This window comes from Rhizobium jaguaris (assembly GCF_003627755.1).
Classification (GTDB): domain Bacteria; phylum Pseudomonadota; class Alphaproteobacteria; order Rhizobiales; family Rhizobiaceae; genus Rhizobium; species Rhizobium jaguaris.
The window spans coordinates 843,659-860,653 of sequence record NZ_CP032694.1; the positions used below are offsets into that span (position 1 = coordinate 843,659).

The following is a 16,995-nucleotide window of genomic DNA, read 5'->3' on the forward strand; positions in this document are numbered from 1 at the left end:
TCGCTCCAGTTATTTGATTTCACATGATCCTGTCCGAAACCGCTTGATGATTTCGGAACCGTACTCAGAGAGGCTAACGTGAGAGAATCCGATGCAGACGAACCGGTCGCTCCGCTGAAGCCGGCGAGAAGGCGGACCTTAACCGACAAGGTCCTGGCGGGCACCGGCCTGGTGCTCGCCGGTATCTCGGCCTTCTTCCCCTGGTATGTGTTTTTGAACCCCGACAAATTCGGCGTTCATGTTGCCGAGGGCGATCGTACCCGTGATCTGCCGAACTGGCCTGGACGCGAGATCGTCAACGTCTCACCGCTTGCGATGTCCAACAAGAATCCGAATACGCCGAAGGACATCATCCCCGATCCGCTGACGACGGCAACGACCAGCAGTCTCGGGGCTGAGGACGACAAGGGCCCGCCGGCAGAGGATCAGCCGTTCCCCGGCAAATCTCCGTTCCACCTGCTGCACGTCGCAAACGGCCGGGCGCTGATCGAGGATGACACCGGCATGTACGTCGTGCGCGTCGGCTCGATCCTGCCCGATAACAGCCGTTTGGCGACGATCGAGCAGCGCGACGGAAAGTGGGTCATCGTCACGTCGACCGGCGATGTCTACGGCCATGACTGAGAGCTCGCAATCGCCTGCGTGCCAAGCTTTTTAAAGACTTTAGCAAGAACGCATTCCCCGCAAGTCCCACGCAAGATTATCCCTCTAGGGTCCCTGCTGTAAGAACGGAGAGAAGCCTATGCAACCCATTCAGCTCTTTGACCTGGCCTCGCGGCAAGCCGAGTGGCTCCAGGTTCGCCAGGAGGTCGTTGCCGGCAACATCGCCAATGCGAATACCCCAAAGTACCACGCCAAGGACGTTACGCCGTTCCAAGCCGTTCTCGATAACCAGAATGTCGGCATGGCGAAGACCAACCCGGCGCATTTTTCGGGCAATGAATTCAGTGAGAGCGGCGACGTCAATGTCGAAGAGGCCTCGCTCAACCAGGAAATCGGCGTTCAGGAGTCGGGTAACACCGTCGGCCTGGAAGACGAGCTCGCCAAATCCGGCGACATCCAACGCCAGTACGGTTTGAACACCGCGCTGGTCAGCTCCTTTCATCGCATGATGTTGATGACCGTAAAACAATAGATGAAGTGAAGATGTTATGGATCCTTTATCAGCCGCATTGAAGATTGCGGGCTCCGGCCTGGAGGCTCAATCGACCCGCCTGCGTGTTGTTTCCGAAAATATCGCCAATGCCCGTTCGACCGGCGATACCGCTGGCTCCGATCCCTATCGCCGCAAGACGGTGACCTTCGGTGCCGAGGTCGATCGCGCCAATGGTTTGACTACCGTCGGGGTGAAGAAGATGGGCGAAGACACCGGCAAGTTCATCGAGGAATACGACCCAGACAATCCGGCGGCGGACACGAAGGGCTACGTCAAGATGCCCAACGTCAACATTCTCGTCGAAATGGCCGATATGCGCGAAGCCAATCGTTCCTATGAGGCCAATCTGCAAACGATCAAGCAGTCGCGCGATCTCATCAACTCCACCATTGATCTCTTGAAGAATGCACAATGATTGACGCTATCAAGAATGTCGCCTCTCTCTCGGCGGTCCGCGGTCTCGGCAGCATCGCCACGGACCAGAGCTCTTCTTCGACCAACGCACTGGCGCCGACGCCGGGAACGACGCTCGGGAACGCGACGGGAGCCAGCTTCGCCTCGGTCATGTCAAACGTGGCGAAAGACACCATCAACACGTTGAAGGAAGCCGAAAACGCCTCCTTCGCCGGCATCAAGGGCACGATGAACACCCGCGAAGTGGTCGACAAGGTCATGCAGGCGGATCAGACGCTGCAGACCGCGATCGCGCTGCGCGACAAGGTGGTCAGCGCCTTCCTCGATATTACGAAAATGCAGATTTAGAGCAATTCCAGGAAAAGTGCGAAGCGGTTTTCCGTCCGGAATTGCGTAAAAACAAAGGGATAGAGCGGACGGCCTGGCTCCCGCTCCCATTATTTGATTTGGCATGATCTTATTGAAAAGCTGCTTGGCGGCTTTCGGGATCATGCCCTAGCTCGAAGGACGAAGGCATGAGAGCGCTCGCTATTGCCGCGACAGGCATGGACGCCCAGCAGACCAATCTCGAAGTGATCGCGAACAACATCGCGAACATCAATACCACGGGCTACAAGCGTTCCCGCGCCGAATTCTCGGACCTTCTGTACCAGACCGAACGCGCCAAGGGCATCGCCAACCGTCCGAACCAGGCCGTGGTGCCGGAAGGTGCCAATATCGGTCTCGGCGTGCAGACGACGGCGGTGCGCAACATCCAGATCCAGGGCGAGCTGTCGCAGACGCAGAACGATCTCGACGTCGCGCTGGTCGGCCGGGGCTGGTTCCAGATCCAGATGCCGGACGGCACGACGGCCTATACCCGCGCCGGCTCGTTCAACAGAAGCGATACCGGCCAGGTGGTCACGGCTGACGGCAATGTGTTGCAGCCGGGGATCACGATCCCGAGCAACGCCAGCAACATCGTCATCAACGAATCCGGTCAGGTTTCGGCAACGATCGGCACAGCGACCACCCCGACCGTTCTCGGTCAGTTGCAGATCGCCAACTTCGTCAACGAAGCCGGTTTGCAACCGATGGGAAGCAACCTCTTCACCCAGACGCCGGCCTCCGGCGATCCCGTCGTCTCCGATCCCAATACGAACGGCTACGCCTACATGAAGCAAGGCTATCTGGAATCGTCGAACGTCGATCCGGTCAAGGAAATCACCGACCTGATCAGCGCGCAGCGTGCCTATGAGATGAATTCCAAGGTCATCACCACCGCCGACGACATGGCGCAGATCGTCAGTAAAGATCTGAAGTAACGAGAGGACGGGCCGAACATGAGGTTTCGCCGGATGAAAAGCTTAGCAATGGCCTGGCTCGCCGCAGCGAGCCTCTCCGTCATGTTCGTGTCGGCCGTTCCCGCCGGTGCAACGGGTGCCGACGCGACCAGCCTGGGCACGGCCGTCGTGCCGACCGAGACGATCTATCCGGGCGATATCATCAGCAGCGGACAACTCGAGGAGGTTGAAGTCACCAACCCCAATCTGACCGGCGATTATGCCAAGCGGCTTCACGAGGTCACAGGGTTGGTCTCCAAACGAACGCTTCTGCCTGGCCGAACGATCTCGGTTTCTGCCCTGCGCGAACCCTATGCGGTGACGCGCGGCTCCAATGTCCGCCTGGTCATGAACATGGGCAGCATGACGATTACCGCGGCCGGGACGCCGCTGGATGATGGCGCAGTCGGCGACAGCGTGCGCGCCCGCAATCTGGACTCCGGCATCATCGTCAACGGCACTGTTCTCGAAAACGGCACCATCCGCGTGGTTGCAAAATGAGAAGACTTCGTCATTTTCTCGCGGTCTTGCTGGCATTGCCCAGCCTGGCCGTCGGCAATCCAGCGCTGGCGATGCAATCGCGCATCAAGGACATCGCCTCATTGCAGGCCGGCCGCGACAACCAGTTGATCGGTTACGGCTTGATCGTCGGCCTTCAGGGGACCGGCGATGGTCTGCGTTCCTCGCCATTTACCGAACAGTCCATGCGCGCGATGCTGCAGAATCTCGGCATTTCGACGCAGGGCGGCCAGTCCGCCGCCAAGAACACCGCCGCCGTCATGGTGACAACCAACCTGCCGCCCTTCGCAAGCCCGGGCAGCCGCATCGACGTCACGGTTAGTTCGCTTGGCGACGCGACATCGTTGCGTGGCGGCACGCTGATCATGACCTCGCTCAGTGGCGCCGACGGGCAGATCTATGCCGTGGCGCAGGGATCGGTCATCGTTTCCGGTTTCCAGGCGCAAGGGGCGGCCGCCAGCGTTACCGAAGGTACCACCACCGCCGGCCGCGTGCCGGGCGGCGCCATCATCGAGCGTGAGCTGCCCTCGCGTTTCAAGGATTCCGTCAATCTTGTCCTGCAGTTGCGCAATCCGGACTTTTCCACCTCGATCCGCATCGCCGATACCGTCAATGCCTGGGCGACCTCGCATTTCGGCGCTCCGATCGCCGAAGCCAAGGATTCGCAGGAGGTTGCGATCGAAAAGCCGAAGATGGCGGACCTGACACGGCTGATGGCGGATATCGAAAATCTCGACGTTCAGACCGATACGCCGGCGAAGGTCGTCATCAACGAACGCACCGGAACGATCGTCATTGGCGCCGACGTCCGTGTCTCGCCGGTCGCCGTCAGCTACGGAACTCTCACGGTGCAGGTCAGCGAGAACCCACAGGTGATCCAGCCGGAACCTTTCTCGAACGGGCAGACCGCCATTCAGGACCAGACGGATATTACGGCAACCAAGAGCGGTGGCCGAGTCGCCGTGCTCGAAGGTCCTGACCTGAAAACGCTGGTCTCCGGGCTGAACAATATCGGCGTCAAACCCGACGGCATCATCGCAATCCTGCAAGGCATCAAATCGGCCGGCGCGCTGCAAGCGGAGCTCGTTCTGCAATGACATCGATCGTTATCGCCAAAAAAATGCTGACGTCCTGCCGTGTTGCGGCAGTTCCCGCCATGATCGCATTGCTGCTGTCGGCCTATGCCGCGGCGGCGCAGGAAGCGCCGAAGCCGGTCGCCGATCCGGCGTCCAGCCAGGACGAGATCAAACAGTTCTGCACCAACATCGCCGATCCGGCCCGCGACCAGCGCTATCTGCTGCAGAAGCAGGAGCTTGAGAAACTGCAGGCCGACGTTGACCAGCGCATCGCCACGATGGACAAGCGCAAGGCGGAATACGAAGACTGGCTGAAGCGGCGCGACGACTTCTTGAAGACCGCCGATTCCGGCCTGGTCGACATCTACAAAAACATGAAGCCCGATGCGGCGGCGGCGAGCCTTGACCAGGTGAAAGTCACAGTGGCCGCCGCGATCATCATGAAACTCTCGCCGCGCCAGTCGAGTCTTATTCTGGCGGAGATGGATGCGCAGAAGGCGGCTGTTGTCACCAACATCATCTCCAGCGCGTCCGATCCGAATACATCGAAGTCGAAGGACCCCTCATGAACATGCGTCTTACGGCCACGTGCGCAGTCGTCGTTTTCCTGGCCGGCTGTCAGTCGCAGGCTCTTAACGAAATCGGCAGAGCGCCTGCCATGAGCCCGATCGGCAGCGGCCTGCAATATGCGCAGACGCCACAGATGCTGCAATATCCGAAACGTCCGCACCAGGTTGCGCAGGGTTACTCGCTCTGGAACGATTCGCAGGCGGCCCTTTTCAAGGATGCGCGCGCCCTCAATGTCGGCGATATCCTGACCGTCAATATCTCGATCAACGACAAGGCGAATTGGGATAACGAGACCAATCGCAGTCGCACGAACAAGAGCGACATGAACTGGAACATTACCGCCAAGATCTTTGGTTGGCAGCCGAGCACCAATGCCAACGCGACCTCGGGCTCCGACACCAGCACCGACGGCAAGGGCAAGATGCAGCGTTCCGAGCAGATCACGCTGCTCGTTGCCGCGGTCGTCACCGGTGTTCTAGAAAACGGCAACCTGATGATCAGCGGTTCGCAGGAAGTGCGGATGAACCAGGAGATTCGTATCCTGAACGTCGCCGGCATCGTCCGGCCGCAGGACGTCACCTCGGACAATACGATCTCCTACGACAAGATCGCCGAAGCGCGCATCTCCTATGGCGGCCGCGGCCGTCTGACGGAAGTACAGCAGCCGCCGCGCGGTCAGCAGGCGGTCGACCTGCTGTCGCCGCTCTGACAGCCGGACAGTACGTGGCATTTCGTTAACGGACGGATAGAGACATGGCAGCAGCCGCAGACGCACCGGCAAAAGGCAAGGGATCGCCATTGGTCATGATGATCCTCGGGCTAGTCATCTTGACGATCCTTGGCGGCGGTGGCGGCTGGTTCCTAGGCACCATGGTCGCGCCGAAGATCAAGACGGCTGCCGCCGCGGTACAGACGGCTCCGCAGGCCCCAACCGGTCAAAAACAGGCCACGGCAGCCGCGGAGGCGAACGGCATCGTTCAGCTCGATCCAATCACCACTAATCTTGCCTATCCTTCGCAAAACTGGATCAGGCTGGAAATCGCGCTGATGTTCAAAGGCCCGCCGGACCAGCAGCTCGCGGAGGCCATCCATCAGGATATTCTCGCCTATGTCCGCACCGTCTCGCTGCAGCAGATCGAAGGTCCGCGCGGCTTTCAATATCTTCGGGATGACATTCAGGAACGTGTTGACCTCCGCTCAGAAGGACGGGTATCGAAAGTTATGTTCAGAACTTTCGTGATCGAATGATTCGATTATTACTTGCTTTACTTATATTAGTGTTTGCTGCGTTTTCGCCTGAGCTGGCGATGGCGCAGCAATTGCCGCAACAGCTCCCGACAGATCTCCTGAATGTCCCGGTGAACGGGTCTGTCGCGGCTTGGATCATTCGCACCTTCGGGCTGCTGACGATCTTGTCGATCGCGCCTGGCATCCTGATCATGGTGACGAGCTTTCCGCGATTCATCATCGCGTTCTCGATCCTGCGTTCGGGCATGGGCCTGGCGACCACGCCGTCGAACATGATCCTGTTGAGCCTCGCCTTGTTCATGACCTTCTACGTCATGTCGCCTACCTTCGATCAGGCTTGGAAGGATGGCGCGCAGCCGCTGCTTGCCAACCAGATTTCGGAAGCCGATGCGGTTCAGCGCATTGCGGAGCCTTTCCGCACCTTCATGTCCAACAACACACGCGACAAGGACATCAAGCTCTTTGTCGATCTGGCGCAGGAGCGCGGGCAGACGGTGGTGGTCGACAACAAGATCGATTATCGCGTGCTGATCCCGGCCTTCATGATCTCGGAAATCCGCCGTGGTTTTGAAATCGGCTTTCTGGTCGTTCTGCCGTTTTTGGTCATCGACCTGATCGTTTCCACCATCGTCATGGCGATGGGCATGATGATGCTGCCGCCGACGTCGATCTCGCTGCCCTTCAAGATCCTGTTCTTTGTGCTGATCGACGGCTGGAACCTGCTGGTCGGCAGCCTCGTGCGCTCGTTCCACTGATCGCCAGGGCAATTTCAGGAAAAGTGCGAAGTATCCGTCTTAGTCAAGCGTGTTCAGGTGTCCAAAATCGATCCTCTCGGATGAGTGCGTTTGCGAGAATGACGAGCTTTCGCATGATGGCGGTAATGGCGGCCTTGGCGGCTTTTCCGCCGGCGGTGAGTTGCTGGTATTTGCTCTTGAGGGGTGGATTGAAGCGAATGGCGACGAGGGCCGGCATATAGAGGGCGCGGCGAAGCTGGGTCCTGCCGCCTTGAATGAAGCTTTTGCCTTTCCATTGGCCGGACTGTCGCACGACCGGCGCGAGACCGGCCAGGCTGGCGGCCTGTTTGTTGGCCAGTGTTCCAAGTTCCGGCATGTCGGCAATCAGCGCCAGGGCGCAGGTTGCCCCGATACCGGGAATGCTGGTGAGGATGTCGAGACGGCGCTGCAATTGCGGCTCGGCGGCAATCAATCGACGGCTTTCGGCATCGACAGCCTCGATTTGGGCGTCGACCTGCCGCAGCCGTTGCTCGGCCTGGCGCTGCAGCAGGGGGATGGTCACATTCTTCTGCCGATGCAGGAGAGCGTTCCGGTCCTTAACGAGCGCGCGGCGAGCGGCGAGCAGTTCGGCGAGAAGATCAAGCACTTGGCTGCGCATTGGCCGGATGTCCGGGGCCATCAATGTGCCGAACCGGGCCATGACGCGCGCGTCGATGCGGTCCGTCTTGGCCAGCCGGCCACAGGCTTTGGCGAAGGCGCGTAGGCGCTGCGGGTTCACCTTGACGCCGGGCAGGTCCGCCGTTGCCAGCATGCGTTCGAGGCGCCGATGGTAGGCGCCGGTCGCCTCGAAGACAATGCGCTCGGGCGCGTAAGGCAACAGCCAGCGGATCAATGCCCGCAGCCCTTTGGCGTCGTTGGGGAACTGCTTGTCGATGCCGTCCGGCAGGAGATGGACATCGAGGCGATCTTTCGAGATGTCGATACCGAGGGTTCGTGCTATCGTATGAGCCATCTTTTCCGTGTCCCATGCTTGTCATGCGGGCCGTCAAAGCCCGGCTATCCGTTCAGGCCTCATGGAAAAGAAAGGGGCGATCCTACTGCGCAACGGTTCTGTCAAACCAGCGGTTTCTCGATCCCACCCCTCCCGCCGTCTGTGGGTGTTCAGGCCCACAGGCGGCAATCCATTGTCGCCTCAAAACAAGACAAAGTCATAAGACAAGCGGTTTTCCGTCCGAGATGCGTAAAAACAAAGGAATAGAACGGGAAAGCGATTCCGTGAAACGCTAGGCGCCGGCCTAACAGTCATCGGGAACGAAATTCCCGATGACTGGAGACCGTTATTCCGCGGCGATCGCCGCCGCATTCTGACTTTCGACCAGGAACGGCTCGGTGCGCACCGGCAGCGCCGGCACATCCATATGATCCGGACCGAGGCCTTGTCTGGCGCGTCCGGCCATCATTTCGTAGGCCGTCTCCAGGTGATTGGTGAAGCGCTCGGCGTCGAAGAGCGGCATTATGTAGCGATTGGCGGTCAATGTTTCCTTGAGCGCGGCAATACGCCCCGGCTGGCTTGCAAGTTCGACGGCCATATCTTCATAGGCCTGGACGTCGGCGGCGACCAAGTCCGGCACGCCGATGGCGGTGAGCAGGCTTTCGCTGACGCGCGAGGCGAAGTTCGTGCCCTTCATCGTCAACACCGGCAAACCGCCCCAGAGCTGTTCCGAGGTCGTCGTATGGCCGTTTACCGGGAAGGTATCGAGACCGAGGTCGGCAAGCTGCTGGCGGTCGATGTGATCCTCATAGTGGATACGGGTGGTGAAGATGACGCGCTTGCGGTTGACGCCTCGCGCCTCCAGACGTGCCCAGAGATTGGCCTCGGCACGAGGGCCGTTGCAGAGCAGCCAGAGCACGCTGTTCTTGGTGCGCTTTAGGATGTTGCACCAGACATCGATCATGTGTGAGGTGATCTTGCGGTTGCCGTTGAACGAGGCGAACACGAAGGCATCTTCCGGCAGCTCGTGCTGTGCGCGGGTCGTCGGCCGCGGCTTCGGGCGATACAGCGGATCGTTCGGCTGATAGCACTCGGGCAGGCGGCAGAATTTCTCATGGAAATGCGGTTTGGAATGGTCCGGCAAGACGTAGGGATCGCCGATGATGTAGTCGAGGTCGATGTTGACCGCCGAGCCGGGAAAGCCGAGCCATGCCGTCTGGATCGGTGCGGCCATATGGTTGAGGATGCGGACGCGGCTATCCTTGGTATGCCCTTTGATATCGACCAGAATGTCGATCCCACGGGCGCGAATTGCCTCCGCCGCGGCCTGATTGGAGAGGCTGCGGATATCGACCATGGTGCCCCATTTCGAATAGTCGAAGTCTTCCGCATGCTGCGACGACAAGGGCGAATGGTCGAAGAGGGTAATCTCGAACCGGTCCCTGTCGTGCAGTTCCAGTGTCCGCTGTAAGAGCTTCATTGTCGCGTGGCCTGGCCAGAAGTCCGATGAGAGATAGCCGATGCGAATCTTGTCGCCCCATCTATGCGGCGCCTTGCGGCGCGCCTCTGCGTGTCCAACAGGCAGAGGCGCCGTGTCGTGTACCGCAAACTTGTTGATCGCTTCGTCGCCGCACCAGTGCAGATGGAAGAAGGGATTGTCCGGTCTGACATAATCAAGGCTTCCCTTGGCGAGCGAGGCGAGAACCGGCGCCATATGTTTGTCGACCGTTGCGAGATCGGACAATTCGCGGGCAAAGATTAAATAAAGCGTGCGAAAGATGATGTTGTCGGGATGCTTCTTGAACAGCGTGGCGACAATGTGCCGGTTGCCCTCGTCATAGAGGTCATCGGTCAACAGCTTTGCAGCCATCATCCGATGCTTGAGTTCCGGTCCCTCGACCAGGACGGTCTTGAAGCCGGCCAGCAAATCCTTTTGCTGACGGCTCAGAAAGATGCTGGAAAGGGCATAGGCGAGCTCGGGGTCCTTGAACGCTTGAGGCAGGATCAGGCTTCCGATCGAAAGCGTTGCGTCTTCATCGCCGCCGGCGAAATGCAGCAGCAAGGCTTCCCGCAAATAGTCTTCGCGGTAGGGCTTTTGCCTGCCTGCCAGTTCGTACGATCTGGCCGCGTCCGATTTGAAGCCGAGCTTAAGCAGCGTCTTTGCCAGCAGGGCATAGGTCCTCGGTGATGTATCGACATTGAGCAACTCGTTCAGTGTTTCGAGCGCGCGCGTATATTGCCCCTTTTGATAGAGGCTGGACGCTGTCGCAAAGGCGTTTTTCGTATTCACGAGCGAGGACTCCGAGCGAATGTTGAACAGCCCCGGCGAAGGCCGAGGACCGTCATCATGGATTCGTGGGATCATCGCCCACGTAGCTTGCCTGAAACCGAAGCATCTGTGACACCATACCTTTACGCCTCGTTAGCTACGTTGCAGCTGGCCGTTTTTACGGGGTCCGTGTTTAAGAAATTCGCAAGTAATGCGTGCGAGTTTACCTGCGACATGACGGGTTTGGTCCGCTAGGAAATGGGGCCGAGGAGCATGAAGCCGCTCCGTCATCGCCGGTATTCGAAGTCCGGTATGTCCTCCTTTTCGTATTCAGTTTCCAGGGGACACACTCATGACCAGCATTGTAACCAACAATTCCGCTATGGCCGCTCTGCAGACGCTGCAGGGCATCCAAAGCAACCTGCAGAGCACGCAGAGCGCCGTCTCGTCCGGCCTGCGCATCTCCAAGGCTTCCGATAACGCCGCCTATTGGTCGATCGCCACCACGATGAAGTCCGACACCAGCGCCATCGGCGCCGTTTCCGACGCCCTCGGCCTCGGTGCTGCCAAGGTCGACACGGCGACCACCGCAGTCACCAGCGCGCTCGACGTCGTCAGCTCGATCAAGTCCAAGCTTGTCACCGCCATGGAAGGCTCGGTTGACAAGGGTCAGGTCCAGGAAGAAATCGGCCAGTTGCAGCAGCAGCTGCAGAGCGTCGCTCAGTCTGCTTCGTTCAACGGCGAAAACTGGGTCATGGCGGCCAACGGCGGCTCCGCATCGGTTGTTTCGTCCTTCATCCGCGGCACCAACGGCACCGTTTCGGTCAGCACCACGTCTTACGAATTCAACACCGGCGCAACGGGCAACGTTCTGTTTGGCGCCGATGCAAGCGGCAACATCCAAACGAGCTCAGGTATTCTCGGTTCTCAGTCGACCATCGGCGGCAAGCAGTTCTCTGTCTTCAGCCTCGACATCACCGGCATGACCGGCGGCGAAATCTCCAGCGCCCTGAATATGGTTCAGACCGCTCTGAACTCCATGACCAGCATGGGTTCGAAGCTCGGCTCGATCTCCAGCCGTATCGACCTGCAGACGACCTTCGCCTCGTCGCTGTCGGGCTCGATCGAATCGGGCGTCGGCAAGCTCGTCGATGCCAACATGGAGCAGGAATCGAGCAAGCTCTCTGCTCTGCAGACGCAGCAGCAGCTGGCAATCCAGTCGCTCTCGATTGCCAACTCCTCCACGCAGTCGATCCTGTCGCTGTTCCGTTAAGAAGAAGGACTGGCGCGCGACGCCAGCCGAAATTTCTAAACAGCAAGTTAACCGCGCCTCTCTAAGGCGCGGTTTTTTTATGCTTTTCTGCCGGGGCTGGTTCAGGTTTTCTTAACTATATTGCTGTTTTCTAAGACCATTGAAACGGCGAGTTAACCTTAACAGATTGGGTTAACAGGCATGATGCTGAGTGCCGTTACCGGTTTTTAGGTCCGGAATGTCCCTTAACCAACCGCTGCCAAAGGGGCAAAATATTATGACGAGCATTCTTACCAACAACGCCGCAATGGCCGCCCTGCAGACGCTGCGCGGCATCAGCACCAACCTGCAGAGCACGCAGAACGCCGTTTCGTCCGGTCTGCGCATCTCCAAGGCTTCCGATAACGCCGCCTATTGGTCGATCGCCACCACGATGAAGTCCGACACCAGCGCCATCGGCGCCGTTTCCGACGCCCTCGGCCTCGGTGCTGCCAAGGTCGACACGGCGACCACCGCAGTCACCAGCGCGCTCGACATCGTCAGCTCGATCAAGTCCAAGCTTGTCACCGCCATGGAAGGCTCGGTTGACAAGGGTCAGGTCCAGGAAGAAATCGGCCAGTTGCAGCAGCAGCTCCAGAGCGTCGCTCAGTCTGCTTCGTTCAACGGCGAAAACTGGGTCATGGCTGCAAGCGGCGGCTCGGCATCTGTCGTTTCGTCCTTCATCCGCGGCACCAACGGCACCGTTTCGGTCAGCACCACGTCCTACGAATTCAACGCCGGCGCGACGGGCAACGTTCTGTTCGGCACGAAGGCAGACGGCTCGATCGATACCGCTTCGGGTATTCTCGGCACCGTATCCGGCACCTTCTCTGTGTTCAGCCTGGACATCACCGGCATGACCGGCGGCCAGATCTCCAGCGCCCTCAACATGGTTCAGACCGCTCTGAACTCGATGACCAGCATGGGTTCGCGCCTCGGCTCGATTTCGACCCGTATCGACCTGCAGACGACCTTCGCCTCGTCGCTGTCGGGCTCGATCGAATCGGGCGTTGGCAAGCTCGTCGATGCCAACATGGAGCAGGAATCGAGCAAGCTCTCTGCTCTGCAGACGCAGCAGCAGCTGGCCGTCCAGTCGCTCTCGATCGCCAACTCCTCGACGCAGAACATCCTGTCGCTGTTCCGTTAATAGGAAGAACCGGCGCGTCGCGCCGGTCGAAGTTCCGAACCAGCAGATTCACCGCGCCTTCCCAGAAGGCGCGGTTTTGTTTCTTCAGGGCCTCTGCCGTATGCATTTCGCGAGCATCCGGTTCGCTCAGGAGGCGTCGTTCCCCGCGCCGGCCTTCTTGTTCCGCACGGCATTGACGAAGGCGTCAAACAGCTTGCGCATGGCAACTTGCTTGTAGGGATAGATGACGGCGCTATCCATGTTGTGGACGACCATTGCCACATCGAGTTCAAAAACCAGCAGGCGTCCGTCGGGAAGTTCCGCGCAATCGATGCCGAAATAATCAAGCCCGATGTGACGATACAGAGCCGCGAAACTCTCCTTGTGGCGGATCGCGAAATCCGTATCGAAATTCTCCATCCAAGCTTGTTCGACGGCGCGCTTCGCCGGGCTTTCCGCCATGCCGGCGCTGAGATAATGCACGATCCAATGCTCGGAGAGCGCCATATGGCTGGCGAACGCCTTCCCCTCGATAAATACGACGCGTTGCTTGTTGTATAAGCCATCCGGCCCGCGGAAATCGATGAAGGGTGCCACATAGAGCTCGGGAGCAGGCTGTGTGGCAAGCCACGCTGCCAATCCCAGGATGTCGGTGATGCGCTCCATCCCGTTGCCGGCATGGGTGCTGATCGGGCGAACGACAAGCGGAAATGAAAGGCCCGGTGCGCATTCATCCAGGGTCTTTATGCCCGCGCCGACAGCGACGAGGTCTTCGCGTGGTACGCGATAGGTGCTCGGCGACAGAATGGAGGGCTCATTGGCCAGCATGCCGCTGACGCCGTCGCGCGTCAGCCGACCGATCAGTTCCGGATCGTTGTTCATGATCGGGCTGTCGAAATCGGCCAGCAGCGTCTGCATTCGTCCGAGCACCGGCACATTCTCGGTTGATTCGCCGATTGCCATGAACGCGACGTCGTGGTCCGGCAAATCCGCGAGCCCGGTCGTTTCGGGATCCACATAATGCAGCCAAAGAACGCAATTGCTGCCCTCCAGCAGGAAATCCAGCGGCGTGTTCGCCATGAAATTGCCTTGCGTCACAAAGGCCAGCAACCGAGGCCCCTGTCCGTTCCCATGGACGACGCAAAAGTCGCGTTTCAATTCCACCGCGCCCCGGAGGACTTGATGCGCCTCATCGGCGCGACCAAGGGTCTGCAGGATCGTCGCCAGATCGAAAAGCGCCGCCGCATCCGCATTGTCAGCTCCGATGCGCTGCATCAGCTCATTCCAAAGCGGCGTCACATCGGCGCCGGCATAGATGAGCGACACGATCCTTTGCATGCCCAGGATTCGGCTGGCGCCTCCGATTTCATCAAAGGCGCGATCGGCCACGAGGCCGGATGTCATCAGCATTGGAGCAAATCCTGTCGAGAACCGAGTTTCAGGACACCGTCAATTAGCGCGTCGATATCCGCCTGCCGCGTACGGTGGTTTACAATGGCGGCGCGTATTGCCGGCTGTCCGTTCAGATGAGTCAGGGACGGAGCAACGCAGCCTTCCGCATGGAGACGTTCGACGATCCGTGTGTTGACCTCCGGCGGCGCATCATCGGCAGCGCCCACATAGGCAAAACAAACGATGTTGAGCGCAACCGGCGCGAGGAGCCGCAAGGCGGGTTCCTGCTCGACCCTGTGTGCCAGGCCTCGGGCGAGCGCGCAGTTGGCGGCCATGGAATCCCCCAACGCTTTGACGCCATAGGTTTTAAGGGTGAACCAGGTCTTGAGTGCGCGAAAGCCGCGTGACAGGTCCGGGCCGTAGTCGCAAGGCCACCAGTCGCCACCGGCCAAGCCGGAGGCGGCGCGGCTGAGATATGCAGCCTCCGAGGCAAACGTCTGGCGTTGCCACGCGCTGTCGCGAACGAGGAGGAAGCCTGCGTCATAGGGCACCTGGCCCCATTTGTGGAAATCGAATGCGAGCGAATCGGAGGACTCGATGCCGGTGAACAGATGCGCCAGATCATCGGACAGAATCCCCAGGGCTCCCAACGCACCGTCGACGTGAAAATGAAGGTCGTGGGCGTCGGCGACGCCGCGCAAAGCGATGAGATCGTCAACCGCGCCGGTATTCACCGTCCCCGCACTTCCGATGATCAGAAAAGGCATATGCCCTTCCTTCTTGTCGCGTATGATGGCGCGTTCGAGAGCCGCAATGTCGATCTGCCCGGCGGCATTGGCCGGGATACGCCTGAGTTGATCGCTGCCGATACCGGACATCTCGAATGCGCGCGGCACGCAACCATGCACTTCGCTCGATGCGTAAGCCACCAGCCGCGGCTCGCTGGATAGACCCTGTGCACGAACACCCGCGCCGAGCTTCCTGCTCCTTGCGAGCAGGACAGCAACGAAATTGGCCTGTGAGGTGCCGGTCAAGAACACGCCGCCGGCAGTGTCCGGAAACGAGAATATTTGCTGTGTCCACCGGATGATCTGGCGTTCGACCTCGATCGGCATGTGGTCGCGTCCACCGAGATTGGCATTGAGGCCGCCGGCCAGCATCTCCGCCAGCATCCCCGTGGCCGTTCCGCCGCCCTGTACCCAGCCCATAAATCCGGAGTGAATATTGCCGCTACCATACGGAAGGACGTTGTCACGGAATATGGCATGGACTTCCGCCAGATCGGTCGCCTCAACAGGCAGCGGCGCGTCGAACAATGCGCGCGCAGACGACGGCGCCGGTTGCCAGACGGGCTTTTCCGAAAGCGTTTTCAGATGGTCAAGCATGTCGTCCAGCATCTGGTGACCCTGCTTGCGCAACGTTTGCCAGTCGTCGGGATCAAGGCTTGTCCGTTGACGGGGCGCATCTGACGGCAATCCGCTGTCCTGTAAACCTAACATGTCGACCCCGTATTGGCTAAATCTACCACTCGCAACCACGCCGCGTTCTGGCCCGACAGTTGTCGGATCGTGACAATCTTATGCTGCCCAAGATGGCGCGAAGCTGACCTGATGTGCCGATCGCCCCCGGAAATTGGGGGGTGCAGACGGAGGCCTGCCTCCTCCGGTTGAGTACAAATGGAGTTCTGAGCCCTGCGTAGGTCGCGAACGCGCTCCAAAAGTATGGTTTTGTTAACTTTCCGGCTTCGTCGTTAACTTTTTATTAAGGCTAGTGTTGTCATCTGCGACTAACGCAACGGTTGGTTAACTTCTCCTAAGAGCCGGTTAACAGGCATGACGCTGATTGCCGTTCCCGGCCGAAGACCGGAATGTCCCTTCCAATTTCAGCCACAAGGGGCACTTTTCCATGACCAGTATTCTGACCAATGACGCGGCAATGTCCGCCCTCCAGACTCTGCGCTCGATCAATAATAATTTGGAAAATACCCAAAACCGGGTCTCCTCGGGCTATCGTGTCGCCAAGGCCTCCGACAATGCCGCCTATTGGTCGATCGCAACGACCATGCGTTCCGACAACAGCGCGCTTTCCGCCGTTTCCGATGCGCTGGGTCTCGGCGCCGCCAAGGTCGACACCGCCTATACGGCAATGGACAACTCAATCAGTGTCGTCCAGCAGATCAAGGACAAGCTTGTTGCCGCGACGGAAAACAGCGTCAACAAGTCGGATGTACAGGAAGAGATCACACAGCTTCAGCAGCAACTTGAGAGTATCGCACAGTCCGCTTCGTTCTCCGGGCAGAACTGGATGATCGGAGCCAATGGCGTCTCCGCATCGGTCGTCTCCTCCTTCGTCCGCAACAACGACGGCACGGTCGCGGTCAACAGTACCAGCTACACGTTCGATTCGGGATCGCAAGGCAACGTCTTGTTCGGCGCCAATGCGGACGGCACGATCGACACCAGCTCCGGTATCCTCGGCACCACGCAGGACATCAACGGCAGCGCCTATTCCGTTTTCAGCCTTAACATCACCAATATGACGAGCGGCGACATCGGGCAGTCGATGAACCTAGTGCAGTCGGCTCTCAACGCCATGACGAGCACCGCCTCGCAACTGGGTTCGCTGTCGACCCGCATCGACCTGCAGACCAGCTTCGTTTCGACGCTGAGCGATACGATCGACTCCGGTGTCGGCAAGCTTGTCGATGCGAATATGGAAGAGGAATCGAGCAAGCTCTCGGCGCTACAGACACAGCAGCAATTGGCGATCCAGTCGCTGCAGATTGCCAACAATAGCGCGCAGAACGTTCTGGCGCTCTTCAAGTGAGCCTTGACCGGAGCTTACGCTAGGAAAGCGCGGCGGCATTTCCTTCTTGCCGCCGCGCATA

General features: G+C 59.4%; 18 protein-coding genes. 14 read left to right on the forward strand and 4 right to left on the reverse strand.

Annotated features, from left to right (window positions below):
* The first annotated feature begins 78 nt into the window (after positions 1–78).
* From CCGE525_RS04125 to fliP, 11 genes are all read left to right on the forward strand, one after another.
* On the forward strand, positions 79–624 hold the full coding sequence (locus CCGE525_RS04125; RefSeq protein WP_120703174.1) for a flagellar protein: 546 nt from the start codon (positions 79–81) through the stop codon (positions 622–624).
* Positions 625–742: 118 nt separating this feature from the next.
* Complete coding sequence (gene flgB / locus CCGE525_RS04130; RefSeq protein WP_120703175.1) at positions 743–1,135, forward strand: flagellar basal body rod protein FlgB; 393 nt, start codon at positions 743–745, stop codon at positions 1,133–1,135.
* A 16-nt stretch (positions 1,136–1,151) separates the two neighbouring features.
* The gene (flgC, locus tag CCGE525_RS04135; protein ID WP_120703176.1) at positions 1,152–1,571 is read left to right on the forward strand and encodes a flagellar basal body rod protein FlgC; all 420 of its coding nucleotides are present in this window, start codon (positions 1,152–1,154) and stop codon (positions 1,569–1,571) included.
* Positions 1,568–1,918, forward strand: a complete 351-nt coding sequence (fliE, locus tag CCGE525_RS04140) for a flagellar hook-basal body complex protein FliE (protein ID WP_120703177.1) — start codon at positions 1,568–1,570, stop codon at positions 1,916–1,918. Before flgC ends, fliE begins: the two co-directional genes overlap by 4 nt.
* 167 nt (positions 1,919–2,085) lie before the next feature.
* On the forward strand, positions 2,086–2,874 hold the full coding sequence (gene flgG / locus CCGE525_RS04145) for a flagellar basal-body rod protein FlgG (protein ID WP_120703178.1): 789 nt from the start codon (positions 2,086–2,088) through the stop codon (positions 2,872–2,874).
* 33 nt (positions 2,875–2,907) lie between these two features.
* Complete coding sequence (flgA, locus tag CCGE525_RS04150) at positions 2,908–3,393, forward strand: flagellar basal body P-ring formation chaperone FlgA (protein ID WP_425375883.1); 486 nt, start codon at positions 2,908–2,910, stop codon at positions 3,391–3,393.
* A complete protein-coding gene (locus CCGE525_RS04155) occupies positions 3,390–4,508 on the forward strand; it encodes a flagellar basal body P-ring protein FlgI (RefSeq protein WP_120703180.1) in 1,119 nt (372 codons plus the stop codon). Before flgA ends, CCGE525_RS04155 begins: the two co-directional genes overlap by 4 nt.
* Positions 4,505–5,056: a MotE family protein gene (locus CCGE525_RS04160; protein WP_120703181.1), complete on the forward strand. Its 552-nt coding sequence runs from the start codon at positions 4,505–4,507 to the stop codon at positions 5,054–5,056. The genes CCGE525_RS04155 and CCGE525_RS04160 overlap by 4 nt, the downstream gene beginning before the upstream one ends.
* Complete coding sequence (gene flgH / locus CCGE525_RS04165) at positions 5,053–5,766, forward strand: flagellar basal body L-ring protein FlgH (RefSeq protein WP_120703182.1); 714 nt, start codon at positions 5,053–5,055, stop codon at positions 5,764–5,766. The genes CCGE525_RS04160 and flgH overlap by 4 nt, the downstream gene beginning before the upstream one ends.
* Positions 5,767–5,810: 44 nt before the next feature.
* Positions 5,811–6,305 carry a flagellar basal body-associated FliL family protein gene (locus CCGE525_RS04170; protein WP_120703183.1) on the forward strand — a complete coding sequence of 165 codons (495 nt, stop codon included), beginning with the start codon at positions 5,811–5,813 and terminating at the stop codon, positions 6,303–6,305.
* The gene (gene fliP, locus CCGE525_RS04175; RefSeq protein ID WP_120703184.1) at positions 6,302–7,060 is read left to right on the forward strand and encodes a flagellar type III secretion system pore protein FliP; all 759 of its coding nucleotides are present in this window, start codon (positions 6,302–6,304) and stop codon (positions 7,058–7,060) included. Before CCGE525_RS04170 ends, fliP begins: the two co-directional genes overlap by 4 nt.
* A gap of 43 nt (positions 7,061–7,103) precedes the next feature.
* Here fliP and CCGE525_RS04180 read toward each other — a convergent pair whose 3' ends face one another.
* Positions 7,104–8,051: an IS110 family RNA-guided transposase gene (locus CCGE525_RS04180; protein ID WP_120703185.1), complete on the reverse strand. Its 948-nt coding sequence runs from the start codon at positions 8,049–8,051 to the stop codon at positions 7,104–7,106.
* A gap of 325 nt (positions 8,052–8,376) precedes the next feature.
* Positions 8,377–10,320, reverse strand: a complete 1,944-nt coding sequence (locus tag CCGE525_RS04185; RefSeq protein WP_120706240.1) for an O-linked N-acetylglucosamine transferase, SPINDLY family protein — start codon at positions 10,318–10,320, stop codon at positions 8,377–8,379.
* Between the two features lie 331 nt (positions 10,321–10,651).
* Between CCGE525_RS04185 and CCGE525_RS04190 the strand changes: the two genes are divergently transcribed.
* Together CCGE525_RS04190 and CCGE525_RS04195 are read left to right on the forward strand one after the other, a co-directional pair.
* Entirely contained in the window at positions 10,652–11,572 is a 921-nt protein-coding gene (locus CCGE525_RS04190; RefSeq protein WP_120703186.1) for a flagellin N-terminal helical domain-containing protein, read from the forward strand.
* 256 nt (positions 11,573–11,828) lie between these two features.
* Positions 11,829–12,737 carry a flagellin N-terminal helical domain-containing protein gene (locus CCGE525_RS04195; RefSeq protein WP_120703187.1) on the forward strand — a complete coding sequence of 303 codons (909 nt, stop codon included), beginning with the start codon at positions 11,829–11,831 and terminating at the stop codon, positions 12,735–12,737.
* Between the two features lie 126 nt (positions 12,738–12,863).
* Here CCGE525_RS04195 and CCGE525_RS04200 read toward each other — a convergent pair whose 3' ends face one another.
* Both CCGE525_RS04200 and CCGE525_RS04205 read right to left on the reverse strand, forming a co-directional pair.
* Positions 12,864–14,126, reverse strand: a complete 1,263-nt coding sequence (locus CCGE525_RS04200) for an ATP-grasp domain-containing protein (RefSeq protein ID WP_120703188.1) — start codon at positions 14,124–14,126, stop codon at positions 12,864–12,866.
* Positions 14,120–15,607 (reverse strand): pyridoxal phosphate-dependent decarboxylase family protein, encoded by a 1,488-nt coding sequence (locus CCGE525_RS04205; RefSeq protein ID WP_120703189.1) that lies wholly within the window; start codon positions 15,605–15,607, stop codon positions 14,120–14,122. The genes CCGE525_RS04200 and CCGE525_RS04205 overlap by 7 nt, the downstream gene beginning before the upstream one ends.
* Positions 15,608–16,013: 406 nt before the next feature.
* Here CCGE525_RS04205 and CCGE525_RS04210 point away from each other — a divergent pair, with 406 nt between their 5' ends.
* On the forward strand, positions 16,014–16,934 hold the full coding sequence (locus CCGE525_RS04210) for a flagellin N-terminal helical domain-containing protein (protein ID WP_120703190.1): 921 nt from the start codon (positions 16,014–16,016) through the stop codon (positions 16,932–16,934).
* Positions 16,935–16,995: the final 61 nt, after the last annotated feature.